This window comes from Brevibacterium zhoupengii, from assembly GCF_021117425.1.
Taxonomy (GTDB): Bacteria; Actinomycetota; Actinomycetes; order Actinomycetales; family Brevibacteriaceae; genus Brevibacterium; species Brevibacterium zhoupengii.
Window position 1 is genome coordinate 130,410 of sequence record NZ_CP088298.1, and the last position, 26,305, is coordinate 156,714.

At 64.6% G+C, this 26,305-nt stretch carries 20 protein-coding genes; 15 read left to right on the forward strand and 5 right to left on the reverse strand.

Going from position 1 to position 26,305, the window contains the following annotated elements; translation table 11 throughout:
• The first annotated feature begins 333 nt into the window (after positions 1-333).
• Genes LQ788_RS00590 through LQ788_RS00600 form a run of 3 tightly spaced genes read left to right on the forward strand, consistent with a single transcriptional unit; the run spans position 334 to position 4,764 of the window.
• Complete coding sequence (locus LQ788_RS00590; RefSeq protein ID WP_231444239.1) at positions 334-1,110, forward strand: electron transfer flavoprotein subunit beta/FixA family protein; 777 nt, start codon at positions 334-336, stop codon at positions 1,108-1,110.
• Between the two features lie 11 nt (positions 1,111-1,121).
• On the forward strand, positions 1,122-2,108 hold the full coding sequence (locus tag LQ788_RS00595) for an electron transfer flavoprotein subunit alpha/FixB family protein (RefSeq protein ID WP_231444241.1): 987 nt from the start codon (positions 1,122-1,124) through the stop codon (positions 2,106-2,108).
• 1 nt (position 2,109) lies between these two features.
• Complete coding sequence (locus LQ788_RS00600; protein WP_231444243.1) at positions 2,110-4,764, forward strand: cytochrome b/b6 domain-containing protein; 2,655 nt, start codon at positions 2,110-2,112, stop codon at positions 4,762-4,764.
• 176 nt (positions 4,765-4,940) lie between these two features.
• Here LQ788_RS00600 and LQ788_RS00605 read toward each other — a convergent pair whose 3' ends face one another.
• Both LQ788_RS00605 and LQ788_RS00610 read right to left on the reverse strand, forming a co-directional pair.
• Positions 4,941-6,074 (reverse strand): YkvI family membrane protein, encoded by a 1,134-nt coding sequence (locus LQ788_RS00605; protein WP_231444245.1) that lies wholly within the window; start codon positions 6,072-6,074, stop codon positions 4,941-4,943.
• A gap of 246 nt (positions 6,075-6,320) precedes the next feature.
• The gene (locus LQ788_RS00610; protein ID WP_231444247.1) at positions 6,321-6,983 is read right to left on the reverse strand and encodes a GntR family transcriptional regulator; all 663 of its coding nucleotides are present in this window, start codon (positions 6,981-6,983) and stop codon (positions 6,321-6,323) included.
• 107 nt (positions 6,984-7,090) lie between these two features.
• Between LQ788_RS00610 and glyA the strand changes: the two genes are divergently transcribed.
• The 7 genes from glyA (at position 7,091) to purU (ending at position 16,007) form a co-directional block, all read left to right on the forward strand.
• The gene (glyA, locus tag LQ788_RS00615) at positions 7,091-8,521 is read left to right on the forward strand and encodes a serine hydroxymethyltransferase (protein WP_275901932.1); all 1,431 of its coding nucleotides are present in this window, start codon (positions 7,091-7,093) and stop codon (positions 8,519-8,521) included.
• On the forward strand, positions 8,521-9,738 hold the full coding sequence (locus LQ788_RS00620) for a sarcosine oxidase subunit beta family protein (protein WP_231444249.1): 1,218 nt from the start codon (positions 8,521-8,523) through the stop codon (positions 9,736-9,738). Before glyA ends, LQ788_RS00620 begins: the two co-directional genes overlap by 1 nt.
• Positions 9,739-9,763: 25 nt before the next feature.
• Complete coding sequence (locus tag LQ788_RS00625; protein ID WP_231444251.1) at positions 9,764-10,060, forward strand: sarcosine oxidase subunit delta; 297 nt, start codon at positions 9,764-9,766, stop codon at positions 10,058-10,060.
• A complete protein-coding gene (locus LQ788_RS00630; RefSeq protein WP_231444253.1) occupies positions 10,057-13,065 on the forward strand; it encodes a 2Fe-2S iron-sulfur cluster-binding protein in 3,009 nt (1,002 codons plus the stop codon). The genes LQ788_RS00625 and LQ788_RS00630 overlap by 4 nt, the downstream gene beginning before the upstream one ends.
• The gene (locus LQ788_RS00635) at positions 13,058-13,708 is read left to right on the forward strand and encodes a sarcosine oxidase subunit gamma (protein ID WP_231444255.1); all 651 of its coding nucleotides are present in this window, start codon (positions 13,058-13,060) and stop codon (positions 13,706-13,708) included. Before LQ788_RS00630 ends, LQ788_RS00635 begins: the two co-directional genes overlap by 8 nt.
• The gene (locus LQ788_RS00640; RefSeq protein WP_231444257.1) at positions 13,708-15,072 is read left to right on the forward strand and encodes an L-serine ammonia-lyase; all 1,365 of its coding nucleotides are present in this window, start codon (positions 13,708-13,710) and stop codon (positions 15,070-15,072) included. Before LQ788_RS00635 ends, LQ788_RS00640 begins: the two co-directional genes overlap by 1 nt.
• 80 nt (positions 15,073-15,152) lie before the next feature.
• Positions 15,153-16,007 carry a formyltetrahydrofolate deformylase gene (purU, locus tag LQ788_RS00645; RefSeq protein ID WP_231447510.1) on the forward strand — a complete coding sequence of 285 codons (855 nt, stop codon included), beginning with the start codon at positions 15,153-15,155 and terminating at the stop codon, positions 16,005-16,007.
• A 220-nt stretch (positions 16,008-16,227) separates the two neighbouring features.
• Here the strand turns inward: purU and LQ788_RS00650 are convergent, their stop codons facing one another.
• A complete protein-coding gene (locus tag LQ788_RS00650) occupies positions 16,228-17,751 on the reverse strand; it encodes an aldehyde dehydrogenase family protein (protein WP_231444259.1) in 1,524 nt (507 codons plus the stop codon).
• Positions 17,752-17,923: 172 nt separating this feature from the next.
• Here LQ788_RS00650 and LQ788_RS00655 point away from each other — a divergent pair, with 172 nt between their 5' ends.
• From LQ788_RS00655 to LQ788_RS00675, 5 genes are all read left to right on the forward strand, one after another.
• Positions 17,924-19,420 carry an alanine/glycine:cation symporter family protein gene (locus LQ788_RS00655; RefSeq protein ID WP_231444261.1) on the forward strand — a complete coding sequence of 499 codons (1,497 nt, stop codon included), beginning with the start codon at positions 17,924-17,926 and terminating at the stop codon, positions 19,418-19,420.
• On the forward strand, positions 19,417-20,292 hold the full coding sequence (locus LQ788_RS00660; protein ID WP_231444263.1) for a universal stress protein: 876 nt from the start codon (positions 19,417-19,419) through the stop codon (positions 20,290-20,292). The genes LQ788_RS00655 and LQ788_RS00660 overlap by 4 nt, the downstream gene beginning before the upstream one ends.
• 87 nt (positions 20,293-20,379) lie before the next feature.
• Positions 20,380-21,048 carry a GntR family transcriptional regulator gene (locus LQ788_RS00665; RefSeq protein ID WP_231444265.1) on the forward strand — a complete coding sequence of 223 codons (669 nt, stop codon included), beginning with the start codon at positions 20,380-20,382 and terminating at the stop codon, positions 21,046-21,048.
• A gap of 180 nt (positions 21,049-21,228) precedes the next feature.
• Positions 21,229-22,635 carry a flavin monoamine oxidase family protein gene (locus LQ788_RS00670; RefSeq protein WP_231444267.1) on the forward strand — a complete coding sequence of 469 codons (1,407 nt, stop codon included), beginning with the start codon at positions 21,229-21,231 and terminating at the stop codon, positions 22,633-22,635.
• 52 nt (positions 22,636-22,687) lie between these two features.
• Positions 22,688-23,572, forward strand: a complete 885-nt coding sequence (locus LQ788_RS00675; protein WP_231444269.1) for a dihydrodipicolinate synthase family protein — start codon at positions 22,688-22,690, stop codon at positions 23,570-23,572.
• Between the two features lie 44 nt (positions 23,573-23,616).
• Here LQ788_RS00675 and LQ788_RS00680 read toward each other — a convergent pair whose 3' ends face one another.
• A complete protein-coding gene (locus LQ788_RS00680; protein ID WP_231444271.1) occupies positions 23,617-24,606 on the reverse strand; it encodes an Ldh family oxidoreductase in 990 nt (329 codons plus the stop codon).
• Between the two features lie 85 nt (positions 24,607-24,691).
• Positions 24,692-26,269, reverse strand: a complete 1,578-nt coding sequence (locus LQ788_RS00685) for an aminotransferase class I/II-fold pyridoxal phosphate-dependent enzyme (protein WP_231444273.1) — start codon at positions 26,267-26,269, stop codon at positions 24,692-24,694.
• Between the last annotated feature and the right edge of the window lie 36 nt (positions 26,270-26,305).

The following is a 26,305-nucleotide window of genomic DNA, read 5'->3' on the forward strand; positions in this document are numbered from 1 at the left end:
TGACGCGTGAGCTCAGGATCAGCGCCTGGTCACGGTCGGTGTCTCTATTCTAGGGCTCGTTCCGACGCCGTGCTCCTCACCGCTTTCGCACTCGAACTCGTGCCCGACCTCGTCCACGACGATGAGGTCACCACGACTCCCAGCAGGTAGAATCTGTTCGAACGTTCGTACAATAGATATGTTAGCTAGGGCACACAGGAAGTAAGATGTCTGACTGAGTACTTTTCCGGGCTTCCTCGCGGACCCGGGTGTCGGATGAGAACGTGCTGACTGTAGATTATGAGGCAGAAGTCTCATTTGCAGATGAATTGCCTCACGGAATAGGAGTCATCGTTGAAGATCGCGGTGTTGGTCAAAGAGGTCCCGGACACATACGGAGACCGGAAACTGAATTTGGAGACCGGTTTGGCGGATCGTTCCGCTTCGGAGGCGGTCCTCGACGAAATCGGCGAGCGTGCTCTCGAGGTTGCTCTCTCCTATAAGGACAGCAGCGACGGAACCGAGGTGACCGTCATCTCGATGGCACCCGACACCGCGACCGCGACGATCCGCAAGGGCCTGGCCATGGGCGCGGACGACGCCGTGCACGTCTCCGACGAAGAGCTCCTCGGCGCCGACCTCGGCCTCACCGCAGAAGTTCTCGCAGCGGCTGTTCGCCGTGGCGGCTTCGACCTCGTCGTCACCGGCAACGTCTCCACCGACGGCAACGGCGGCATGATTCCAGCGATGCTCGGCGAGCACCTTGAGTTCCCTCACGTGACCGGTCTGACCTCCGTCGAGATCAGCGACGGCAAGGTCGCAGGCACCCGCGGAGTCGAGGGCGGCAAGCAGGAAGTCAGTGCAGAGCTTCCCGCCGTCATCTCCATCACCGAGGCGCTTCCCGAGGCCCGCTTCCCGAACTTCAAGGGCATCATGGCCGCGAAGAAGAAGCCCTTCGAGGTCATCGCGCTCTCCGACCTCGAGGTCGACGCCAACGACCACTCCACAGCACGATCGATCATGGTCACGGTGGCCGAGAAGCCCCCACGTGAGGCCGGAGAGAAGATCGTCGACGAAGGAAACGGCGGAGCAGAGCTCGCCGAATACCTCATCAAGAACCGCCTGGCCTAAGGAGAATCGATATGTCCGAATTCCCACAAGACTCCATTCTCGCTGTCCTCACCGTCGATGCCGAAGGTCAGCTCGAGAAGCCCTCGGCCGAGCTGCTCGGCGGCGCCGGTGAGATCGGTTCGCCCATCGCGCTGGTCCTCGCTCCTGCCTGTCAGGGTGACGCGGCTGCGCAGCAGGCCGCATCATTCGGTGCAGTTCAAGTTCTCACCGCCGAGGTGCCCGAGGGCAACTCTGCGCTCGGAACCTTCGCCGTCGACGCCCTGAATGCGGCGAGCGATCTCGTTGCCCCTGACGCCGTTCTCATCTCGCACTCCATCGACGGGCGTGACATCGCCGGACGCTTCGCAGTGCGCAGCGGTTCGGCTCTCTCCGTCGATGCCCTCGGCGTCGAGCGTGACAGCGAAGGCATCGTGGCCAACCACTCCGTCTACGGCGGCGGCTACACCGCTTCGTCGGCACCGACCTTCGGCGCCCCCGTCATCACCGTCCGCCAGGGCTCCATCGAGACCCGCGGGGAAGCCCAGTCGGCGAACGCCCAGGCCCTCGAGGTTGCCGATTCCGGTAAGCGCTCGGCTCAGATCGACTCCTTCGAAGCCGTTGTCGAGACCTCCTCGCGTCCCGAACTGCGCGGTGCCTCGAAGGTCGTCTCCGGTGGTCGCGGTGTCGGCTCCGAAGAGTCCTTCGAGCTCGTCGGCGAAATGGCCGATGTCCTCGGTGCTGCCGTCGGTGCTTCACGTGCGGCCGTCGACGCCGGATACATCGCCCAGTCCCACCAGGTCGGACAGACCGGTGTCTCCGTGTCGCCGCAGCTCTACGTCGCACTCGGCATCTCCGGCGCGATCCAGCACAAGGCCGGCATGCAGACATCGAAGACCATCGTGGCTGTGAACAAGGACGGCGAAGCTCCGATCTTCGACATCGCCGATTACGGCGTCGTCGGCGACCTGTTCAAGGTCGTCCCGCAGTCGATCGAGGCCCTGAAAGCGAAACAGTCCTGATATGGCCACGTACTCCAGTTCGCTGCGCTCGGGCCTGCCCAGAGTTCCGGGCGGTGAGCCATGGCCCCCGGAGGGTGTCATCGGTGAGCCGGTCGAGCCGGGTGCTTCCGCCGCGCCGGAAGAGTCGGTGGAGCCCGAGGTTTCCCTCGAGCAGGAATCCACCGAGGCTGAATCCGGTTCTGTCGGAACCGGTGCGGCAATCGGCGCGGCCGGTGTTGCCGGGGGTGCCGCAGTTGGTGCAGCCGCTGTTGCCTCCGATTCGGAATCTGATGCGGACCTAAGGCCCGATGAGGGCTCGGAATCCGTTGAAGATTCGGAGTCCGTCGAGGACCAGGCGTCCGTTGAGACGCCGGAGCAGCCGAGCGAATCATCCGAGCCCGTCGCCGAGGCGAGCAGCGAAGTTCCGCTGCGCCGGGGTCTGCCCCGCGTCGAAGGCGGCGAAGCCTGGCCACCCGAGGGGCTCGCACCCGCCGGTGTGAAGGCCGCCTCGAGTTCATCGGGCGCCTCAGGTTCTGCCCCTGTCACCAGCGCGCAAGCCGCACCGGAGCCTTCCGAGGAGGCCTCGGAATCAGACTCCTCGTCTGCTGCCCCGGCCGCCGCCGCTGCGACCGCTGGTGTAGGTGCAGGAGCCGCTGTCGGCGCTGCCGCAGTGGCATCAGGCTCAGATACTCAGGATGAAGCCGCTTCGGAAGAACCAGTTGCGGCAGGGTCTGCGCCAGCTGAGCCCGCAGCGGCTGAGTCCGCGGCGACCGAGTCCGCCGGGGCTGGGTCTGCACCTGCCGGCGACGTTCCTCTGCGCCGAGGACTGCCTCGCGTTGCCGGGGGAGATCCGTGGCCACCAGAAGGGCTGGCTCCGGCTGGCGCGAAAGCCGCCTCGGCGACTTCTGCATCTTCGTCGGCACCGGCAGCAGCTGCTGCTCCGACCGTCGAAGCCTCAAGCGCATCGACAGATCAAGAAGCTCCAGCAACAGGTGAGCAGCCTGCCGAGACGGAACAGTCATCAGAAGCTCCAGCCGCTGCGGCAGCTGCCGGCGCCGCCGGTGCAGCTGTCGGCGCTGGTGCGGCGGTTGCCGCGTCCGGGAAGAAGTCCTCCGGCGAACTCAGCGACACACCGCTTCGCCGTGGACTGCCTCGCATTGCCGGCGGCGATCCATGGCCGCCAGAAGGCTTCGCTCCAGCATCGGCCAGCACCGCTTCAGGTTCGACCGATGCAGGCTCGGCCGACAGCACGTCGACCGGAGCGGCTTCGACGCCCGCTGCCACGGACGCGGATACTGCTGCCTCGGCTGAGAAGCCGGCAGCGGACACGTCTGCACAGTCGGATTCCGACTCCTCTTCGGCAGCTCCGGCTGCCGCAGCGGGAGCAGCTGCCGTTGGCGCCGGTGCAGCCGGTGCCGCGGTTGCAGCCTCGGGCTCGGACGATAAGACCAAGACGGCCGACTCGGCAGATCAGTCCGCGCAGGACGAGAAGCCAGCGGCCACCTCGGCGAGCGATAAGCCTTCCCGATCCGGACTGCCGAAGTCCACGGGACCGGCGCAGCGCAAGCCTATGGCCAAGCCTGCGGCGAAGGCCACGGACAAGCCGACCGCGAAGCCTGTAGCCAAGCAGGCCGATAAGCCTGCCGCGAAGTCGAGCTCCGCAGCCGCGAAGTCGAGCTCCGCAGCCGCGAAGTCGAGCTCCGCAGCCGCGAAGTCGAGTTCAGCCTCCAGCTCGGCTGCGGCGAAGCCTGCTGCAACGAAGAAGAAGGAACCGACGATGATCGGTTCGAAGTCTGTGGGGCAGTGGGCGAAGCTTGGTGGCCTCGGACTCGGCGGACTCATCGTTATCGCGGGAATCATCATCCTCGCGGCTCGCGGAGTCACGACTCTGCCGGGCGTACCGGAATTCCTCGAGCGCTACCCGGGCGAATACCACCAGCCCGAGTTCGTCGATCCAGGGTTCCCCGGCTGGGTCCGTTGGACGCACTTCCTCAACATCTTCTTCATGGTGCTCATCATCCGCTCCGGCTTGCAGGTGCGCCACCAGCAGAAGCCGCCGGCCTTCTACACCCCGAAGAAGGGTGGCAAGAAGGTCAGCATCAATCTGTGGTTGCACACGAGCCTTGACCTGCTGTGGCTGGCCAACGGTGTTGTCTTCGTCGTCCTGCTGTTCATCTCAGGACATTGGGCACGCATCGTTCCGACGAGCTGGGAGGTCTTCCCGAACGCAGTCTCGGCGATGCTGCAGTACATGACCATGGAATGGCCGATGGAAGACGCGTGGGTCAACTACAACGCGCTCCAGCAGCTGATGTACTTCATCGTCGTGTTCATCGCCGCTCCTCTGGCTGCGATCACGGGCGTGCGGATGAGCGAGTGGTGGCCGAAGGATGCCGCGACGCTCAACAAGTTCTACCCGGCACCGCTGGCTCGGGCGATCCACTTCCCGACGATGCTGTTCTTCGTCTTCTTCATCCTCGTCCACGTGTTCCTCGTGTTCACGACCGGACTGCGGCAGAACCTCGGTTACATGTTCGCCGGGACGAATACGCTGGGCTGGGCCGGCCTCATCTGGTTCCTCGTGGCACTGGTCGTGGTCATCGGCGGCTGGTTCGCCGCCAGACCGATGCTCCTGGCACCGATCGCGAACGCATTCGGACGAGTGTCGAGCCGCTAGATCGAAACCAGCGCCAGAGCGCGCGAATGCCCCTGTTCGACGAGACCGCCCCGTCGTACAGGGGCATTCGCTATGCCGCGAGCTTCTTGGAGGATGCGCCCCGGTTGGTGTGGGTGCCGTTCAGGTGTGGGAGGTGGCTAGGTGTGGGGAAGAGGGCAGTCATGCAAGAACCGAGCTCAGGATTTCTTGCGTGACGTGAGGTGACGGATGGTCTTGACGAGCATCAGTGCGAGGAGCACAATCCCGACGTAACCGTTGATGACGTAGACGACGTTGACCATCTGAGAGAACGGAAGGACGAGTCCGATGATCGTACCCAGGGCGGCGAGGGCGATCGTGAGGTATTTGAACTTCTTCGTCTTGTCGTCGAAGAACCTGGCCGAGACTGTCCATAGCAGGGGAATGGCCGTGGTGTAGATGCCTGCGAGGATCATCACTGAGATCACAGCGGCAACCCATGGGCCGAGGTCCCCGGCGAGCACGAGCATGGGGATCTCTGAGTCGAAGACACGGGACATATTCGCCAGAAGGCCGAGGCCGACGACCATGCAGGCGACCGAGAACAGAACTCCTCCGAGGAGGCCTCCAGCGGTGGCTTCACGACGATTCTTCACAGTTTTGCCGAGGGCGGCGAGGAAGGCTGCCAGCCACAGCATGCAGAATCCGACATAGGACAACCCTGAGAGGAACCAGTTCGACGAAGCTTGGGTCACGTCGAGGTTCGGCAGGATTGTGTTTCCGGTCGAGATTCCATCGGGGTCGCGGAGGATGCCGAAGATCCCCAGCGCAATGGCGATGACGACGATCACCGGTCCGATCTTTCCGATGACATCGACAAGGCTCGACAACCCGAACCACACGGTGAGGCTGACGACTACGGCCAGGGCGATTCCGCCGATGAATTTCGAAAGCCCGTAGTGCTCTTCGAACACTGCTCCGGCGCCAGCGATCATCACCGTGAAACTGAGGAAGACGAAGAGAATCGAGAAGAAGTCGAAGAATGTGCCGAGGTACTTGCCGCAGTAGTAGTAGAAGACGCCGGAGGGTTTCTCGAACTGTTCCCTGCGACCGGTGAGGAAGAATTCGACCGCGACATAGGAGATGAGTACCAGCACGATGAGTCCGGTACCGAAGACGCCCCAGTATCCGTACGAGGCGTAGTACTGGAGGATTTCCTGACCGGTGGCGAACCCTGATCCGATGAGGAAGGCGATGATCGCTCCCGCATAGGTTATGACGCGCAGAACGCTCGTCTTCTCGGCCGATTTCAGATCGGTGGACGGTGCGCTTGTAGAAGTGTCGTCTGCCATGTATTCCTTCTTCGTTGAGGGGCGTGGCTGCGGGTGGTGAGACCGCGTGAGTGGCCTAAATCAATACAGATCAACAACTGATACATCAGTCAGTCGGCAACAATATAGTCGAAATGTGATCACGTCAACATTGTGCGAATCCGCTGGTGGTCCTCATGCCGTGAGGCGGCGAGGGGTTGAGGGGCGGTTCAGTGCAAGGGCTGGTGAGGTGTGTGCGCACGTCGAGTGAGGAGCTCGATGAAGGGGTCAGCGCAGGGCCGCGCGGAGGGTTGTGTCGAAGTCGCGGACGTGTTCTGCAGCGAGCTCGCCCACGGCGTCCTCGTCTCCGTCGAGGACTGCTTCGAGCAGGTCGATGTGCTCTCGGATGTGTCCGATGAGATCCGGGATTCGAGGGATGACGAGGCACCAGATCCGGGTTGCCAGGTCATCGAGGCGGACGAGGGTCTCCATCAGATGTGGATTGTCGACTGAGCTGTAGATGAGCCGGTGGACCTCAAGGTCGCGCTCGATGAGCGCGCGCTGCTCGTCGGTGGCGTCGAGTGCGCGCAGATCGGCGATCGTGGCCTCGAACTCCCGGCGTCGATCAGATGAGATGTTCCGGGCGGCTTTCCGTGCGGCAATCGGTTCAAGGACCTCGCGCATCTCCGAGATCGTCGACAGGTCTGTGAGGTCGACATTGCTCGCGAATGTTCCGCGTCGAGGGTAGGAGACGACGAGGTGATCGCTCTCCAGGCGTTTGAGGGCTTCCCGGATCGGCGTCCGGCCGACTTCGAGCTCCTGACTCAGGGCTGCCTCATTGATCGCATCGCCGGGTGCGATGTCGAGCATGATGAGGCGGTGGCGCAGGGTTTCGTATGCGCGATCGGCAAGTGACATCTTCTGTGACGTCTCGCCGGCCGAACTGCGCATGTGCTGACTCCTGTAAGAAATTCATTGCAATCTTCTGATTCCTGGGCCTAGACTACAGGAACACGTCTGATATATTAGTTGACGATCAATAGGTCGAAGGAGATCACATGACAGAGCAGCTCGTCGAGCGCACGGGCTCGGATTCGGAATCCGCCGCGCAGGAGAGTGACACCCGGCAGACTGACGCACCGACACCTGGGGCAGCTTTCGGTGCCGAATTCGCCAGCAGGGAACCGGTCGAACTGGGCACCCCCATCGCCGAGCTCGACCCGGAGATCGCTGGCTTCATTGATGCCGAACTCGCCCGCCAGCGTGATGGCCTGGAGATGATCGCCTCCGAGAACCACACCGCCGCTGCCGTTATGCAGGCGCAAGGTTCGGTGCTGACGAACAAATACGCAGAGGGCTATCCAGGCCGGCGCTACTACGGTGGCTGCGAGCACGTCGACGAGATCGAACTCCTCGCCATCGCCCGTGTCAAGGCCCTCTTCGGCGCCGAGTTCGCGAATGTCCAGCCCCATTCCGGAGCCCAGGCCAATGCCTCAGTCATGCACGCACTCATCCGTCCGGGAGACACCGTCCTCGGCCTCGACCTCGCAGCTGGCGGGCACCTCACCCACGGCATGAAGATCAACTTCTCCGGACGCCTCTACAGTATCGCCGCCTACGGAGTCAGTGACGACACCCACCGTGTCGACATGGCCGAAGTGGAGCGCCTTGCGCAGGAGAGCCAGCCCAAGCTCATCGTCGCTGGCTGGTCCGCCTACTCCCGGCAGCTCGACTTCGCGGAGTTCCGGCGCATCGCCGACTCGGTCGGCGCCTACCTCATGGTTGACATGGCTCATTTCGCCGGACTCGTCGCAGCCGGTCTCCACCCCTCGCCCGTTCCGTACGCGGACGTGGTCACCTCCACCACGCACAAGACCCTCGGCGGTCCTCGCGGCGGCATTATCCTCACCAATGACGCGGCGATTGCGAAGAAGATCAACTCCGCGGTCTTCCCAGGGCAGCAGGGAGGACCCCTCGAACACGTCATCGCAGGCAAGGCCGTCGCCTTCGGCCTCGCAGCCACTGACACCTTCGTCGACAAGCAGACTCGGACACTGGCCGGGGCCGCGGAACTCGCGCGCCGCCTCGGCGAATCCGATGTCGCGGAACAGGGAATCACCGTCCTCACCGGTGGAACCGACGTCCACCTCGTCCTCGTCGACCTGCGCAACTCCGTGCTCGACGGCGGACAGGCTGAAGATCTGCTTGCCGCGATCGGGATCACGGTCAACCGCAATGCCGTCCCGAACGATCCGCGTCCGCCGATGGTCACCTCGGGACTGCGCATCGGCACCCCTGCCCTGGCCAGCCGTGGATTCGGCTCCGCCGCATTCGCCGAGGTGGCCGACATCATCGCCCGTGTCCTCGTCGCCGGAACCGCAGAAGGCGGAGCCGACCCCGAGACCATCAGGGAACTCGGCGCCCGCGTGTCCGCGCTGGCTGCCGACCACCCGCTGTACCCCACCATGACAGAGATCGGAGCACGCTGATGGCTGACCAACTCCCCGAACACCCCGACTTCCTCTGGCGCAATCCGGAGCCGAAGAAGTCATACGAAGCCGTCATCATCGGGGGTGGCGGACACGGTCTCGCGACTGCCTACTATCTCGCGAAGAACCACGGCATGACGAACATCGCGATCCTCGAACGCGGTTGGCTGGCCGGTGGCAACATGGCCCGGAACACGACGATCATCCGCTCGAACTACCTCTGGGACGAATCCGCGGCGATGTACGAGCACTCCCTCAAGCTCTGGGAGCAGCTGCCCGAGGAACTGGACTACGACTTCCTGTTCTCCCAGCGCGGAGTCCTCAACCTCGCCCACACCCTGCAGGACGTCCGCGAGTCCCAGCGCCGAGTCAACGCCAATGCGCTCAACGGCATCGATGCCGAATGGCTCGACCCCAAGCAGGTCAAGGAAGTCTGCCCGATCATCAACATCGGCGACGACCTGCGTTACCCGGTCATGGGCGGTACTTACCAGCCGCGTGCCGGCATCGCCAAGCACGACCACGTCGCCTGGGCCTTCGCCCGCAAATGCGATGAAATGGGCGTCGACATCATCCAGAACTGCGAAGTCACCGGCATCGAGCGCATCGGCGACAAGGTTGTCGGCGTCGAGACCAACCGCGGCCGCATCGCCACCGAACGCGTGGCTATGTGCGTGGCTGGTGATTCCTCAGTTTTGGCCGACATGGCAGGAATCCGCCTGCCGATCCAGTCCCACCCGCTGCAGGCACTGGTCTCCGAACTCTTCGAACCCGTCCACCCCACGGTCGTCATGTCCAACCACGTCCACGTCTACGTCTCCCAGGCACACAAGGGTGAACTCGTCATGGGCGCCGGCGTCGACTCCTACAACGGATACGGCCAACGAGGCGGCTTCCACGTCATCGAAGAGCAGCTGGCGGCCGCTGTCGAACTCTTCCCGATCTTCGCCCGCGCCCATGTGCTGCGCACCTGGGGCGGCATCGTCGACGTCACCCTCGACGCCTCACCGATCGTGTCGAAGACCGAGGTTCAGGGCCTCTACGCCAACTGCGGATGGGGCACCGGCGGCTTCAAGGGAACTCCGGCAGCCGGATTCACCTTCGCCCACACCATCGCCAACGACGAACCCCACCCCCTCAACGCACCTTATGCGCTCGACCGCTTCGAAACCGGTCACCTCATCGACGAGCACGGCGCAGCCGCCGTGGCCCACTGAGCCGGATCGACAAGGAAGGACGACCATGCTTCTCATCGACTGCCCGAACTGCGGGCCGCGCGACGAAACCGAATTTGCCTACGGCGGACAGGCTCATGTGCCCTACCCCGAGGATCCGCACACCCTGTCCGACAAGGAATGGGCCCACTACCTCTTCTACCGCGACAACGACCGCGGTCTCTACGCAGAACGGTGGAGCCACAGCCTCGGCTGCCGTAAATGGTTCAACGCCATCCGCGACACCGTGACCTATGACTTCACATCCGTTTACCCGATGGGCGATCCGCGCCCCAACACACTCGAAGGCGAGGGCGGACAATGAGCTCCACACACATCGGCGATGATCGCCCAAGCGGCGACAACCACTCGGCCTACGAAGCTCGCAGCCAGGAACGCCTGAGTGGCGCCACCGGTATCGACGGCAATCGCCCCATCAGTTTCACCGTCGACGGACAGACCTACTCCGGGTTCGCCGGAGACACGATTGCCAGCGCGCTCATCGCGGCCGGTCGCATCGACTGCGGCAACTCGACTTACCTGGGACGCCCGCGTGGCATCCTCAGCGCGGGAATCGAAGAGTCCAACGCGCTCGTGCGGATCAAGCCTCGCCTGTCCGGCGACGTCTGCGAATCCATGCTGCCCGCAACACGCGTGCCCATCACCGAGGGTCTCGAAGCCGACTACCTCGATGGACTCGGCATCCTCGACCCGGCGCAGGACGAACTCGTCTACGAACACAAGCACGTCCACACCGATGTCCTCATCGTCGGCGCGGGCCCCGCCGGGCTGGCCGCCGCACGAGAGGCCGGCAAGTCCGGTGCCCGGACGCTGCTGCTCGACGACCGCAGCCTCGCCGGCGGATCCCTGCGGTCCCTGCCCGCTCACAGCACAGAGACGATCGACGGATCCAGCGCTGCGGACTGGATCCGCACCACCGTCAACGGCCTCGCCGAGGTGGAGGAACTCACCTTCGTTCCCAACACCACGGTCTTCGGCAGCTACGACTCCAACTACTTCGTCGCCCTCGAGGACCGCACCACGACCCTCGTCGACAACGATGGTCGCGGCCACGACGAGGATGGCAACCACACCGGTTCGAACCGTTCCGGGACCCGCCAGCGGGTGTGGCACATCCGAGCCAGACAGGTCGTCCTCGCCACCGGCGCCCATGAGCGTCCCATCGTGTTTGCGAACAACGACCGCCCGGGCATCATTCTCGCCTCTGCGGTGCGCACCTACCTCAACCAGTTCGGCGTCGCCACCGGTCAGTCCATCGCGGTCGCCACGACGAATGACTCGGCCTACGAACTCGTCTCCGATCTGCATGCGGCAGGCATCGACGTCCCTGTCGTCATCGATTCCCGTACGACCGCCTCGGCGGTGGCGAATGAAGTCCGGCAGCGCACGGGAGTCCGCGTCGTCCTCGGGTCCGCGGTCACCGACACGGCCGGCGACGGCCCGGCGGGACGGGTCAGCGCGATCACGGTCGCCGCCCTCGACGAGGACGGCGTGGCAGCAGAGACGGGCGAGGTCATCGACGCCGACGTGCTCGCCGTCGCAGGAGGCCACTCACCGGTCATCCATCTGCACGGGCAGCGCAAGGGCGCCATCGAATGGCGCGAGGACATCGCCGCCTTCGTCCCGAAGACACCGGTCCGCAACCAGTTCACCGTCGGTGCGATCACCGGCGACTACTCCCTTGCGGCGGCACTCAGGCAGGGCGCGGAAGCAGGAAACTCCGCGGCCAACCGTTCGGGCTTCCCCGCGCAGGTGACTGTCCCGCAGGCGACGGCGATGTCCTTCGCTCCGGCGCGTCCGCTGTGGCTGGTGACGACTCCGACAGATAACGAGGACTCGTACTCGACGCACTTCATCGACTTCCAGCGCGACCAGACGGTCGCCGATGTCAGGCGGGCGATGAACGCGGGCATGCGCTCTGTCGAACACATCAAGCGCTACACCTCGATCTCGACGGCCAACGACCAGGGCAAAACCAGTGCGGTCAATGCCATCGGCGCGATCGCGAAGGTGCTGGGGGAGAACAATCTCAGCACGGTCGGGCACACGACATTCCGCGCACCTTTCGCTCCCGTGCCCTTCGCCGCCTTGGCCGGACGCCGCAAAGGCGTGCTCTTCGACCCCGCCCGCATCACCTCGATCCACCCCTGGCATGTGGCTCACAACGCTGAGTTCGAAGATGTCGGTCAGTGGAAACGCCCCTGGTACTACCCACACGACGGTGAAGACATGGACGCGGCGGTGCTGCGCGAATGCCGCGCCGTGCGTGAATCGGTCGGCTTCCAGGACGCCTCGACACTGGGCAAGATCGAGATCCGCGGCACCGATGCAGGAGAGTTCCTGGGCCGCATCTACACCAACGGCTTCAAGAAGCTCAAGCCCGGCAAGGGCCGCTACGGTCTCATGTGCACCCCCGACGGCATGATCTTCGATGACGGCGTGACCCTGCGTGTGGCCGAGGACCGCTACTACATGACCACGACCACCGGCGGTGCGGCCAAAGTGCTCGAATGGCTCGAGGAATGGCACCAGACCGAATGGCCCCACCTCGACGTCGTCTTCACCTCGGTGACCGAAGAATGGTCGACGGTGGCAGTGGCCGGGCCGAAGTCCCGCGACGTGATTGAGAAAGTCGCCCCGCACCTCGACGTCTCCAATGAGGCGTTCGAGTTCATGGGCTTCCGTGAGACGACCTTGGCCAACGGGATTCCCGCCCGCATCGCCCGCATCTCCTTCTCCGGAGAGCTCGCCTTTGAGATCAATGTTGAGACCTTCTACGGACTGACCGTGTGGGAGGTCGTCGCCGAGGCGGGGGCCGAGTTCGACATCACCCCCTACGGCACCGAGACGATGCACGTTCTCCGCGCGGAGAAGGGCTTCATCATCGTCGGTCAGGACACCGACGGAACCGTTACCCCGGCCGACGCGGGCATGGACTGGATCGTGTCGAAGCTCAAGGACTTCATCGGCAAACGCTCCTACACCCGCGAGGACACGGTCCGTGAGGACAGGAAGCACCTCGTCGGAGTCCTGCCCGTAAACGGCACCACGCGCCTGGCCGAGGGAGCGCAGCTCATCACCTCGGGTACCCCGGTGACCCCAGAGGCCGGACCGGTCCCGATGATCGGCCACGTCACCTCCTCGTACATGTCCTCGAGCCTCGAGCGTCCGTTCGGACTCGCGATGATCGAGAACGGCCGCAATCGGATCGGTGGGATCATCCAGTCTCCGCTCGGCGACACCCTCGTCGACGTCGAGATCACCTCGCCTGTCTTCTATGATCCAGAAGGGAACCGTCGTGATGGCTGAAACCACACAGACAATGCCGAAACAGACCACCGTTGAAGAACTCGACGAACTGCGCATCTCACCCGCTGCTCACTTAGCCGATGAGATGGCTGCCGCCAGCGAGGCCGGCGGCCGTGCGGTCGGACTGCGCGAACATCGCTTCGCCGTGCAGCTCGGTCTCCGCTGCCGACCTGCCTCCGCCTCCGGGCAGGCACTCGAAGACGCTCTGGGCATCGACCTGCCCCGTGCCGTCGGTGAAGTCACCGGAGATGCTGCCGGATTGCACGCCCTTTGGCTGGGGCCGGACGAATTCCTCGCCGTCGACGTCTCACGCGCCCAGCAGCCGGGAGACTCCCTCGTCGCCGAGGCGGCCCTGGAGGGACTGCCGGGACAGGCCGTCGATCTCTCGGCGAACCGCACGATCCTCGAACTCACCGGTTCGAAGGCCCGTGAGGTCCTCGAGAAGAGTTGCCGCGCCGACCTGCACCCGCGGGCCTTCGGCGTCGGCTCGGCGATCGTGACGCAGCTGGGTCCCGTGCCGGTCATCCTCCAGCACTCCGCGGATCTCGAGTACCGGGTGTTCCCGCGCGCCAGCTTCGCGGACTTCACGGTCCGCTGGCTGCTCGACGGAATGGCCGAGTTCATCACCGAGAGCAGCGGCTGATGGCGCTGGGCGTGCTCGACCTCTTCTCCATCGGCATCGGCCCGTCCTCCTCCCACACGGTCGGGCCGATGCGGGCGGCGCTGAGGTTCGTCGCCGAACTCGATGCCGATGATCTCCTTGAGAAGGTGGCCCGGGTCAAGGTCGGTCTGTACGGGTCCCTGGGCGCCACCGGAATCGGACACGGTTCGGACTCCGCGGTCCTCGCCGGCCTCAGCGGACACGCACCGGAGAGTCTGGACCCCGACGAACTGGCGCCGCTGGTTGCGAAGGTGCGCACGGACCGTAAGCTCAACCTCGGCGGCCTGCGGTCCATCGATTTCGATCCGGACACCGACCTCACACTCCATGTGCGGCAATCCCTGCCCGGACATCCGAACGGGATGCGGCTGAGCGCCGAGGTGGACGGGGCGGTCATCGAACGCGAGTACTACTCGGTCGGGGGCGGGTTCGTCGTCACCGAGGACGAGATGGGAGAGAAGGCCGACGTCTCACACGACCGCTTCCATTTCGACAGCGCAGATGAGCTCCTTGACCTCTGCCGCGAGAATAGGCTGAGCATCGCCGAACTCATGGCCGCCAACGAGGCGGTTCGGCAGTCCGATGTCGAACTGCGCAGGCAGCTGCTCGAGATCTGGGCGGTGATGCAGGAATGCGTCGACAATGGCTGCTCCCGAACTCAGACGCAGCTGCCCGGCGGTCTGAAGGTCCGCAGGCGTGCCCCCGAGCTGCGTGCCACTCTCGAAGCGGCAGAGTATCGGGCAACCGGTTCGCTCGATGCCCTCGAGTGGGTCAACCTGTTCGCCCTTGCAGTCAATGAGGAGAACGCCTCCGGAGGTCGCATCGTCACGGCTCCGACGAATGGTGCTGCGGGGATCATTCCGGCAGTCCTGCACTATATGGTGAAGTTCGTGGAAGGAGCGGACGACGATGCAATCGTGAAGTTCCTGCTCACCGCAGGTGCGATCGGCATTCTGTTCAAACGCAATGCCTCGATCTCCGGGGCCGAGGTCGGCTGTCAGGGCGAAGTCGGCTCCGCCTGTGCGATGGCCGCCGCCGGACTGTGCGCCATCCTCGGCGGGAGTCCCGAACAGGTGGAGAACGCGGCCGAGATCGGTCTCGAACACAACCTGGGTCTGACTTGTGACCCGGTGGGAGGGCTCGTGCAGGTTCCGTGTATCGAACGCAATGCCATCGCCTCGGTGAAGGCGATCAACGCGGCCAGGCTGTCGATGCACGGCGACGGCAGCCACCGGGTCAGCCTCGACCAGGCGATCGAGACGATGCGCCAAACCGGGGCCGACATGAAGTCGAAGTATAAAGAGACCTCGCGCGGCGGGCTCGCCGTCAACGTCATCGAATGTTGACGAGGCGAGGGTGAAGTTGACCGTCAGCGCCGCTACAGCCAATGATTAGGTACACCCCATCGAGCAAGGAAGCAGTGGATATGCAGGATTACGTCTTCACCTTGGAATGTGACGAACGGCCGGGAATTCTCCATGCCGTCACCGGAGCCCTCCTCACTCATGGGGGCGACATCAAGGAGCTCAAGCAGTTCGACGACCAATTCGCCGAGCGCCTGTTCCTCAGGATCGACTTCAGTCTCCAGGACGAGTCGCAAGGCTCGATCGATGCACTGCGCACGGACTTCGAAGGCATCGGCTCCGAGTTCGAGGCGTCGTGGAAGCTGTGGCCGCAGGGGGAGAAGCGTCGGGTCCTCATCATGGTCTCGAAGTTCGAGCACTGCCTCAACGATCTGCTCTTCCGCGCCCAGATCGGTGAGCTGCCCATCGAGATCGCGGCTGTTGTGTCCAACCACCCTGACCACCGCGAGCTCGTCGAATGGCACCACATCCCGTTCTTCCGCATCCCGGTGACCAAGGAGACGAAGCCGGAGGCAGAGGCGAAGCTGCTCGAGCTCGTCGACCGCTTCGAAGTCGACCTCGTCGTCCTCGCCCGCTACATGCAGGTCCTCTCTGATGACCTGGCACGGGAGCTGACGGGCAAGGCCATCAACATCCACCACTCATTCCTGCCCTCGTTCAAGGGCGCCAAGCCCTACCATCAGGCATGGGAGCGTGGAGTCAAGACCGTCGGTGCTACCGCACATTTCGTCGACAGCGAACTCGACGAGGGACCGATCATCGCCCAGCAGCTCGTCGAGGTCGACCACTCCTTCGGTCCCAAGGACCTCGTGGCCGCGGGCCGTGATGCCGAGTGCAAGGCTCTGTCCAATGCCGTGAAGTGGCACTGCGACGGCCGCGTGTTCCTCTCCGGAAAGAGGACTGTCGTCCTGCGGTGAGGGAGTTGCCTCTTTTGAGGGGCGGGCGGCTGAGGAGTGTTGGGCCCCATTTGTGAGGTTTCGGGTCGCTGTGCGATGTCGCTTCATTTCATCGCGGGGCGACTCTAGCTTCGAGGGGAGACTGTAGGGAGTGCGCTCTCGAAGCCAGCCTCGACTCTCGGCGACCGGGCGACTACACGGCGCCGCTGGCCTGCTCCCTCGGGCGCCGTGTAGCGCAGGCTCAGCGGGCGTGGTTGATCTGGACGTGCTTGGTGCGGGAGAAGTCGTTGAGGGCGTAGATCGAGAGGTCGCGACCATAGCCCGAGCCCTTGAACCCGCCCCAGGGAACCTCGGCGGCGAGCACGAGGTGCGAATTCACCCACACTGTGCCGAAGTCGAGCTGGCGCGGAATGTCGAGGCTGCGCGCCGAGTCCTTCGTCCACACCGATGCAGCCAGACCATAGGGCACTTCGTTGGCGCGTTCGAGTGCTTCGTCTTCCGTCTCGAAGGTCTCAATCGTCACGACCGGACCGAAGATCTCGTGCTGTGAGGCCTCAGACCCGGGGGCGACATCGGCGAGCACCGTCGGGGCGACGAAGAAGCCGGGCCCCTCGAGCGCCCTCCCACCGACGACTGGGGTTGCGCCTTCGGCGATCGCGCGCTCGAGGAAACTCGTGACGCGCTCGAAGTGGGCCTGCGAGATCATCGGTCCCAGCTCCACCTGGTCTCCACCACGAGGATCGCCGACGACATACGTACTCACCTGTTCGGCCAGGAGCTTCGTGAACTCCTCGGCCACAGACGAATGGACGAGCACCCGGGTGCCGGCCCCGCACTCCTGCCCGGCGTTCCAGTACCCGGCGTTGCGGATTCCCTCGGCGGCCGCCTGCAGGTCGGCATCGTCGAAGATGATGACCGGGGCCTTGCCGCCCAGCTCGAGGTGAACGCGCTTGAGCGTGTCGCCGGCGCTGGTGGCCACTGCCTTGCCGCTGCCCACGCTGCCGGTCAGCGCCACGAGATCGATGTCGGGGTGGCTCGACAGCCTCGCCCCGACCTCGGGGCCCAGACCGGTGACGATGTTGAGCACGCCGGCAGGGAGGAGATCGGCGATGAGCTCAACGAGCTTGAGCGTCGTCAGCGGAGTCTGCTCCGAGGGTTTGAGCACGAGGGTGTTCCCGGTCGCGAGGATCGGGCCGATCTTCCATGCAGCCATGAGCAGCGGGTAGTTCCAGGGCACGACGACGCCGACGACACCGACCGGTTCACGCAGAACGATCGAGGTGTGGTCCTCGACGTAGTCGCCCGAGCCCATCTCGGTGAAGGCACGGCCGGCTCCGGCGGAGAAGCGGAAGGTGTCGGCGGCCATGGAGATGTCGTCCTCGGACACGACGGTCGGCTTGCCCGCGTTGAGCGACTCGAGCCGGATGAGGACATCCGCGTTGTCTTCGATGCGATCGGCGATCTTGTAGAGGATGTCGGCGCGGTCCTTCGGTGTCGACTCGCGCCAGGCGGTCAGGGCGCGCCTGGCCGCGACCACAGCGGAATCGACGTCGGCGACGGTTCCCTCGACCACCTCGGCGATGGTGGTGCCGTCGGCAGGATTGATCAGGGTCGTCGACGCGGATCCTGCGGCTGGGGCCGAGCTGGTTGTGCTGTCGGCGAATGCGCCGTCGATGAAGTGAGTCAGTGGTGGAAACTCACCCTCGGCAACCAGAGAGGTCGACGAATCGCCGCGGACGACTTCGGTGGTCGGATTGGTGGTCATGGGGCCTTCGCTTCCTTGGGACGGCAGACGATCATCCGATCACAAGCCGTGACGGATGTGATCACATTATCCCGAAATTCATGTAGCATGCAATGGAATTGCTCGAAGGAACTGCCCGAGATCCCTCGCCGCGACGCTTGCGGGGACTGACCACGACCACGAGGAAGTGCTCATGGACATCACAACTCAGCTGCAGGAAATCGCCAACGCCATGTGGCTGCCGACCATCGTGCTGGCCATCATCATGGGTCTGTACTTCACCGTGCGGACCAAGGTGCTGCAGATCAGACTCTTCCCGCAGATGCTGCGGGAGCTCAAGGGCGACGGCAGTGTCGCACCTGGTGGCCTCACTCCCTTCCAGGCGCTGGCGCTGACGATCGGCAACCGAGTCGGCGTCGGCAACATCGCCGGCGTCGCCACGGCGATCGGCTGGGGCGGACCGGGTGCCCTGTTCTGGATGGGCGCTATGGCGTTCTGCGGCGGAGCCACTGCCTTCATCGAGTCCACACTCGCCCAGATCTACAAGGAGCGTGTCGGCAACGAGCTCAAGGGCGGCGTCCCCTACTATCTCCACAAGGTGTTCCAGAAGCGCTGGCTGGGCATGATCGCCGCGGTCATCGCACTCATCCTCTACACCTTCCTCGCCCCCGGCATCCAGGCCAACAGCATCGCCGTCAGCGCCGAATACGCCTTCGGCATCCCCGGCTGGGTCTCCGGCATCGTCGTGACCGTGCTGTTGGGAGCCATCATCTGGGGCGGCCGCGAACGCATCATCAAGGTCGTCAACATCGTCGTCCCGATCATGGCGGTCGGCTACATCGGCGCGGCCATCATCGTCCTGTGCGTGAACATCACGGCCCTGCCCGGGGCCATCGGGCTCATCTTCTCCTCAGCGTTCGGCGCGGACCAGATGTTCGGTGGAATCGTCGGCGCAGCCATCTCCTGGGGCGTGCGCCGTGCCTTGTTCTCCAACGTCGCCGGCGTCGGCGAAGGCACCTACGCGGCTGGCGCCGCCGAGGTCAGCCACCCCGCCAAGCAGGGTCTCGTGCAGACCTTCTCGATCTACATCGACACGCTCACGGTGTGCATGCTCACCGGGCTGATGATGGTCGTGACCGGCCAGTACAACGTCATCACAGAGGACGGGAAGGAGATCATGGTCAACCTGCCCGGTGTCGAGGCCGGGACGAACTTCACCCAAGCCGCCGTCGACACCGTGGCAGTGGGCTTCGGCTCCCCCTTCGTGGCCATATCGGTCGTGTTGTTCGCGATCACAACGATCGTCGCCTTCTACTTCATCGCTGACACGAACCTCTCGTTCATCGTCGGCGAGGGCAATAAGATCTATCTCCGTCTGCTCGAGATCTCGATTCTCGTCGTCTGCTTCGTCAGCTGTGTTGTCGACGCCGGAGCCGTGTGGGCCGTGGGCGACATGGGATATGCGACCCTGGGCGTCATCAACTTCCTCGCCCTCATCTTCCTCTCCCGAATCGCGCTGAAAGCACTTAAGGACTTCGATCAGCAGCGCAAGCTCGGACTCAATCCGGTCTTCGACCCCAGGAGGCTGGGGATCAAGCACGCAGACTTCTGGGAAGAGCTGCGCGATGCGGAGGAACTTTCGCCCGTCAACGGATCAGAACACAGAGATGAACAGGAAGGTCAGAGATGACGATCATTGCCGCATTCCCATATGGAAAGAAGGATCGCTCCGCACTTCATCTCGCCGGGCTGTTCGCTCGGTCGAGTGGTGAGGATGTGCGCATCGTCAGCATCGTCCCTGAGCAGGGGAGGTCGATGATTCCCAGCGGCAGCGACCTCCAGTTCGCTGCCTGGTCGCGCGAACGCGGACGCAAGGCCGTTGCCGAGGCGCAGCGCGCCGCCGCCGAGATCTGCCCCGATATTGAGACCGAATCCGTGGCCGTGCCGCACCGATCCCGGGCCAAAGGCCTCATCGCCGAGGTAGTCGCTAAGAATGCGTCGATGCTCGTCGTCGGGTCCGGCACCGAGGGGACGCGTGGTCGGATCCGCGTGAGTGGAACCTCGGACCGTCTGCTCCATTCGTCGCCCGTGCCGGTGGCGCTCGCCCCGAAGGGACTCGTCACCGAACCGGGCGCGCAGATCGCGCGCGTGACCTGCTCGTTCCGAGGCGACAGCGGGTCCGATCGAGTGCTGGCGAAGACGGCGGAGATCTCCCAGTCCGTCGACGCGGCGTTGAGGGTCGCGACCTTCGGCGTCGGCGGACGCACCGTCGAGCCGTCCTCGCTCGAGGAGGACTCTCGCCGAAGAGAATACGCGGCACACCTCAAAGCAATACAGGCCCGGGCGGTCGACAAGGTTGATGAGGACATACCGGTCGAGGAGGCTGTGGGCATCGGCAAGGACTGGAAGGCCGCGCTGGGTGCGATCGACTGGATGTCCGGTGAGGTCCTCGTGATCGGGTCTTCGTCCGAGGGTCGGCGATCCAAGGTGTTCCTGGGATCGAACGCTGCGAGGATCATCCGGCACACCCCGGCTCCGGTCGTGGTCGTGGTCGTGCCATGATGCCGGTGACGAGGTCCGCGAGCCGACCGCCTCGGCGAGGTCGAGTGCATCGCTGGGCACCACCTCGGCGACGATAGACTGACGAGCATGAGTGAGAGCCAGACCGAGACCGGCATGCGCATCGTAGACCAGGTGTTCGAGGCCATGCAGGCGAGTATCCTCAACGGCGAGTACCGGAGCGGCCAGCGGCTGCGGATTCGGCAGCTTGCGTCCTCGCTGGGGACGAGCGTAATGCCCGTGCGGGAGGCGATCGCCCGCCTCGAAGAGGTCGGGCTGGTCGAGACCAGCCCCCACAGGGGAGCCGCAGTAAAGGTCTTCACCGCCGAGGAGCTGCTCCAGATCTACTCCGTGCGCCTCATGCTCGAGGTCGAAGCCACAGTCCAGGGAGTGACGACACTCGACGCGGACTCGCGTGCGCGACTCGAAGATGAGTTCGCGGCCATGGAAGCTGCGCTGGCCGCCGGTGACGCCGCGGACTACCTTGATCACGACGAAGAGCTCCTCGCGATCATCTACGGTGCGGCGGGCAATCCCGTGCTCGTCGAGACGATTCGCGTGCTGTGGCTGCGCTGCCGGGCGTACAAGTTCGTCGGCGCTCGCCGAGTGCTCGCCTCCGACGATGTCTCGCCGCTGCTCAAGCACCAACGGCAGCTGATGAGAGCCATCGATGACGGCGATCCGGAAGCCGCCGGTCGGGTCACCGAGGAGTCGCTGAACGAAGCGATCCTTCGGATTCGCAGCGCGCTCGAGGAGTAGCCGGACCTCGGCCACGGAGCTGATTCCGCCCGGTCGAGCCACCGCCGTTCTGGGGCTGAAAAATAGCCAGAAGAAAAGTGGCCGAATCGCTTGCAATCAAATGTGATCACATCTTACGCTTCTTGCAGAAGCCTGCGCGAAGACGCGTCGGCACTCGTAGGAGAGAGGGGGTATCACCCCATGAAAGATGCCGTGATCGTCGGTGGAGGACTGGCCGGACTGTCTGCAGCGTGGCGACTGCGCAATTGGGATATTGCCCTGCTCGAGTCGACCTCGCGCGTCGGCGGACGAATCCGGTCGGAGAACCGAGGGCGCTACTTCCTCAACTGGGGCGGCCACATGTTCGCCGGCGGAAAGACCGCGACGAACGACCTCATCACCGAGACCCAGACCCGGTCCACGGAGATCCCCGGCTCGCTGTCGGCGATCTCGATGAACGGAAAGCTGCTTATGGGCGGCCCCGTCCAGTCCTACCCGTTCCGGATTCCGTTGGCGATGAAGGATCGGACGTCTATGATCAAGGCTGGAGCCAAGGTCAGCGCCGATGTGCTCCGCTATGCCAAGGCCGTGCGACTGCGACCCAACGAAAGCGCGGAGATGCGCCAGCAGCGGATCTACGACTTCGAAAACGACCGCTCCTTCGCCGACTACATCGGGGAGCTCTCTGAGGACGCCGAGGCGATGTTCCGCCCGACGATCACCCGCTCGGCGGCCGATCCCGACGAACTCTCCGCCGGTGCCGGCATCGGCTACTTCAGCCTCGTGTGGAACATCGGTCAGGGACTCAATCGGAGCATCGGCGGTGGGCCCTCCAACCTCGTCGAATCGATCGCCGCACCGTTGCAGGAGAGCATTCAGCTCGACGCCAAGGTCTACGAGATCGTGCACAAGAAGGATCACGTCGTCGTCCGCTACCGTCAGGATGACGTCGACCACGAGATCGAAGCGCGGACAGTCGTCCTCGCGACACCGGCCACTGTGGCGCACAAGATCGCAGTCGATCTGCCGGCCGATAAGCGCGAGGCCCTGTCCCAGATCGTCTACGGTCCCTACGTCTCCGCCGCCTTCCTGACGAACGAGACCGAACGTCAGCCGTGGGACAACGCCTATGGCATTGCGACGCCGAAGCGCTCGTTCAACGTCGTGATGAACCAGGGCAACATCGTCCGCGGTGCGGAGGCCGAACGCCAACCCGGCGGCAGCATCATGACCTTCTCCCCGGCGAGCCTGGCTCGGAAGCTGCTCGACCTCGACGACGAGGACATCCTCGACACCTACATCAAGGACCTCGACCAGGTGCTGCCCGGATTCGCCGGCATCATCGAAGAGGCCCAGGTCCAACGCTGGCGCACCGGCGCACCGTACTGCTTCCCGGGCCGCGGAAAGCTCCAACCGACATTCAACCAACTCTCCGGTCGTGTATTCCTGGCAGGGGACTACCTGGGGACGCTGTACACGGAGACGGCGATCAGCTCCGGATTCACCGCAGCGCAGGAGGCGGCGAACATCCTCGCCACCGCCCGCCAGACCCGCAGGCACCATCCCGTGCAGCACCCGAACGAGGACGCACCTCCGCAGCACGGCTGAGTTCCATCAACACAGACTTTCAACCAGCACCACTGATTTCACAGGAGAAACCATGACCAACAGCCTCCGCGGTGTCCTCACCGCACTGACCACCCCCTTCGACGCAGAAGAGAACATCGACTTCGATGCTCTAGGACGGGTCGTCGACCGTTCCATCGATGGCGGAGTCGATGGCCTCGTCGTCGGCGGATCCACCGCCGAGTTCGCCACCATGAGCGCCGAGGAGCGCCAGAGCATGGTCGATTTCGTCGTCGATCGTGCCGCCGGTGGCGTCCCCGTCGTCGCCCAGACCGGGGCCACGACGACCAGGGAGGCCATTCGCCATTCTCTCGCTGCGCAGCGTTCGGGAGCCGATGTGCTCATGCTCGTGACACCGTACTACGAGCCGCTGACACTGGCCGAGACCGTCGACTACATCAAGACGGTCGCTGCAGCTGTCGATATCGACGTCATGCTCTACAACATTCCCGGAGCGACAGGCATCAACCTCGACCCGGACACCGTCCGTTCCCTCGCCGAGGATGTGGCCAATATCCGCTACATCAAGGACTCGAGCGCGGACTGGGAACAGGCCCTCAAACTCATCCACCACCACAGTGATGTCATCGGCACCTTCATCGGCTGGGACAGCTACATCTACTCCGGCCTCGTCGAAGGTGCGGCCGGCATGGTCGCAGGCGCGGCGAACGTAGTCCCGGCCGAGATCGTGTCCGTGTCGAAGAAGATCGCCGATGGTGACCTGCACGGAGCCAGGGACGAATGGAACCTGCTCTACCCGGTCATCGACGCGATGATCTCCGAACCCTTCATCCAGTCGGTCAAGGCCGGACTCGAGCTGCAGGGCGAACCTGTCGGTTCACCTCGGCGACCGATGGCCGACACCGACCCCGATGCGGTTGAACGGATCAAGGCCGCACTGGCCGCACTGAACGGCTGAACTGGTGTGAGGTGAGCTCGGCGCTGAATCGCCTGTCCGGTGGTTCAGCGCCGAGCGCGTTCGAGCAGTGCTGTGTGGAGGTGCCGGGGCAGGTCGATTGTCTCGGCATCGCGTTTGCGTCCGAAGTCGATGCCGAAGTCGCGATCGAGCCTGGCCAGGTGCTCTTCGACCCGGTGCGTGTACTCCGGGTCGAAGGCATCAGCGCTGATGGCGACGACGAAGAGACCGGTCCCGGGAGTCGACGTTCCCTCATCGATAGGTGGTGCATCCACCGAGAAGTTCGCGCCCCCGTGGGCCGCGAGAAGTTCGATCATGAGGGCGAGGTTGCTGCCCTTGACCCCACCGAAGGGGAGCAGCGCGCCGGCAAGGCCCGCCTCGGAGTCCGTCGTCACCGTCCCATCCGGAGCCTGCGCCCACCCCTCGGGGATCGACTCGCCACGGTCGGCCGCATCACGGATGTTGACCCAGGCCGTCGCGCTGCTGGCCTGATCGAACATGCGCGGCCCCTGCGGGTGGGGGAGCGCGAAGGACAGCGGGTTCGTCCCGGTGACCGTGTCGCGGCTGCCGAAGAGTGACATCAGCGCCGGTGAGTTTCCTCCGGCCAGAGCGATGAGTCCACGATGGGCCAGGCGCATCGTGTAGTAGCCGAGCTCACCGGCGGGAAACGCGTTCATGATATTGAGGATCGAGATGCCCAGATCCGTCGCCGACTGCGCGAAGCGCTCAAATACCTCGTCGAAGGCGAGCTGGGTGATGCCGCCGTCGGCGTCGACGAGGTGGGCCGCCGGCAGCCTGTTGACCGAGTGCGGAACGGCGGCACCGTTGATCCGCCCGGCCTCGAGTCCGTCGAGGTAGTCGAAGAGGTGCGCCGTGCCGACCTGGATCTTGCCGCGCCGATCGGCCGCCACCGTGGCAGCTGCCAGCGATGCCGCCAACTTTGAGGAGCCTCCCGCGGCAAGAATCGCCGAGGTGCAGAGGCGCTCCAGCTCGGTCGCGGGCAGGGACACGGTGGGCGAATCGTCGGAGGCGGGCATGGTCTCCACGGTACCGCAGTGCCACACGCGTATTCGCTGGTGGGACTGCCGCCCAAGGTGTCGGCTCAGCTCAGCTCAGCTCAGTTCAGCTTGTCTCAGCCTCGACAGTGTCGGCCACGACGGCGAATGTGTCCATCCGCGAATCTTGGGCCCCTCGGACATAGCCCGAGGGCGCTGCCGCGGTCGCTCGGAGGAAGTCGACGACCTCGGCGCTGAGCACCTCACCAGGGAGGACATTGGGCACACCGGGTGGGTACGCGGCCAGGGAATCCGCGGAGACTCGGCCGACCGCCTCGGCGAAGGGAACCGTCTGGGACTCGGCGAAGTAGGCGTCGCTGATGTCCTGGCGCTTCTGACAGCTGCCGGGCAGAACGATGGGACGCTCCGGTTCGGCCTCCGAGCGCGGCAGTTCCTGAATCGCCGACCAGAAGCGATCCACGTCGACCGGTGAGGTCGCCCCGATGAGCAGCAGCAGTGCCGAGGGCGTGGCGAGCTCACAGTAGATCCGATGGTCCCGGATCAGCTGATACTGGGCCTCGGACCCGGTGATCCCGGCACCGCGGGTGTCGATGACGACCTTGAACGGATCGTTGTCGATCGCATCATGACCGCCGAGGATGTCGGGAGTCGCATCGCGGAACCGGGTGTCGTCTTTGACCCGGGTGCGGATCTCCTCGGCCGTGTCCAGGGCCGCCTCGATGGCCTCCGGGTGGGTGACGAGATGGCGACGTGCCTCGTCGAGGGAGGACAGCAGGATCGCACTCGAGGAGGTCGACTGATAGGACTTCACGACCCGATCGACGAGGGTCTCGATGCGCTTGGCCTGTGGTCCGTGACCGAGATGGACCATCGCCGACTGAGCGAGGGAGCCCGCACCCTTGTGAGTGCTGGAGATGACGAGATCGGCGCCCAGGCGCACTGCGTTGACGGGCAGCTTCGGGTGCATGCCGAAGTGGGAGCCCCAGGCCTCATCGACGATGAGGGGAACATCGTGGCGGTGGGCCACCTCGGCGATGGCGGCGATGTCGGCAACAGCACCGAAATAGCTGGGGGAGACGAGGTAGACGGCGGCGGAGTTCGGGTGCTCGTGCAGGGCGAAATCGACCTCTGCCGGGGTGACGCCGTGGGAGGAGCCGAGCCCGGGATCGACGCGGCCGTGGACGAAATGCGGGCGCAGTTCGGCATGGGTGACGCCGTCGATGACGGAGGAGTGGACGCTGCGCTGGAGGACGAACTCGCGGCCCAGGCCCCGCACGACGGTCGTGGCGATGTGATTGCCGCCTGATGCTCCGTTGGTGATGAACCAGGTCCGCGAAGCACCCCAGGCCTCTGCGGCGAGCTGCTGGGCGGCCATGATCGGCGTAACGCGATCGTGGTTGATCATGCGCCAGTTGTCCTGGTCGACGCCGCTGAAGAGCATGGGGAAGTCGATGCTCATGCCGGCCTCTCCGACGACCTCGGCCAGGCCCGGAGCATGGTCACGGCTGCCCTGATGAGCGGGCACGTGCAGACGCTGCCAGTCCTCGGCAGCCAGGGAGCGCAGGGCTTCGGCATAGGGTGCGGTGCGCTGGCGGGGGTCGGTGGACGTGTTCGCTTGCGTGGGCGCGGGGGTTGTCGCGGTGCGGGTCGCGGAGTCTGGGTGCAGATGTGTGTCAGCGAGCATGTGTCCCACACTAGGGATCATTGGCCGCCTAGGATA

Coding starts and splice junctions, on each gene's coding strand:
- LQ788_RS00665 (WP_231444265.1), top strand. CDS start 20,380: ATGAGTGAGAGCCAGACCGAGACCGGCATGCGCATCGTAGACCAGGTG.
- LQ788_RS00620 (WP_231444249.1), top strand. CDS start 8,521: ATGGCTGACCAACTCCCCGAACACCCCGACTTCCTCTGGCGCAATCCG.
- LQ788_RS00675 (WP_231444269.1), top strand. CDS start 22,688: ATGACCAACAGCCTCCGCGGTGTCCTCACCGCACTGACCACCCCCTTC.
- purU (WP_231447510.1), top strand. CDS start 15,153: ATGCAGGATTACGTCTTCACCTTGGAATGTGACGAACGGCCGGGAATT.
- LQ788_RS00605 (WP_231444245.1), bottom strand. CDS start 6,074: ATGGCAGACGACACTTCTACAAGCGCACCGTCCACCGATCTGAAATCG.
- LQ788_RS00660 (WP_231444263.1), top strand. CDS start 19,417: ATGACGATCATTGCCGCATTCCCATATGGAAAGAAGGATCGCTCCGCA.
- LQ788_RS00635 (WP_231444255.1), top strand. CDS start 13,058: ATGGCTGAAACCACACAGACAATGCCGAAACAGACCACCGTTGAAGAA.
- LQ788_RS00600 (WP_231444243.1), top strand. CDS start 2,110: ATGGCCACGTACTCCAGTTCGCTGCGCTCGGGCCTGCCCAGAGTTCCG.
- LQ788_RS00685 (WP_231444273.1), bottom strand. CDS start 26,269: ATGCTCGCTGACACACATCTGCACCCAGACTCCGCGACCCGCACCGCG.
- LQ788_RS00650 (WP_231444259.1), bottom strand. CDS start 17,751: ATGACCACCAATCCGACCACCGAAGTCGTCCGCGGCGATTCGTCGACC.
- LQ788_RS00630 (WP_231444253.1), top strand. CDS start 10,057: ATGAGCTCCACACACATCGGCGATGATCGCCCAAGCGGCGACAACCAC.
- LQ788_RS00595 (WP_231444241.1), top strand. CDS start 1,122: ATGTCCGAATTCCCACAAGACTCCATTCTCGCTGTCCTCACCGTCGAT.
- LQ788_RS00655 (WP_231444261.1), top strand. CDS start 17,924: ATGGACATCACAACTCAGCTGCAGGAAATCGCCAACGCCATGTGGCTG.
- LQ788_RS00640 (WP_231444257.1), top strand. CDS start 13,708: ATGGCGCTGGGCGTGCTCGACCTCTTCTCCATCGGCATCGGCCCGTCC.
- glyA (WP_275901932.1), top strand. CDS start 7,091: ATGACAGAGCAGCTCGTCGAGCGCACGGGCTCGGATTCGGAATCCGCC.
- LQ788_RS00610 (WP_231444247.1), bottom strand. CDS start 6,983: ATGCGCAGTTCGGCCGGCGAGACGTCACAGAAGATGTCACTTGCCGAT.
- LQ788_RS00670 (WP_231444267.1), top strand. CDS start 21,229: ATGAAAGATGCCGTGATCGTCGGTGGAGGACTGGCCGGACTGTCTGCA.
- LQ788_RS00625 (WP_231444251.1), top strand. CDS start 9,764: ATGCTTCTCATCGACTGCCCGAACTGCGGGCCGCGCGACGAAACCGAA.
- LQ788_RS00680 (WP_231444271.1), bottom strand. CDS start 24,606: ATGCCCGCCTCCGACGATTCGCCCACCGTGTCCCTGCCCGCGACCGAG.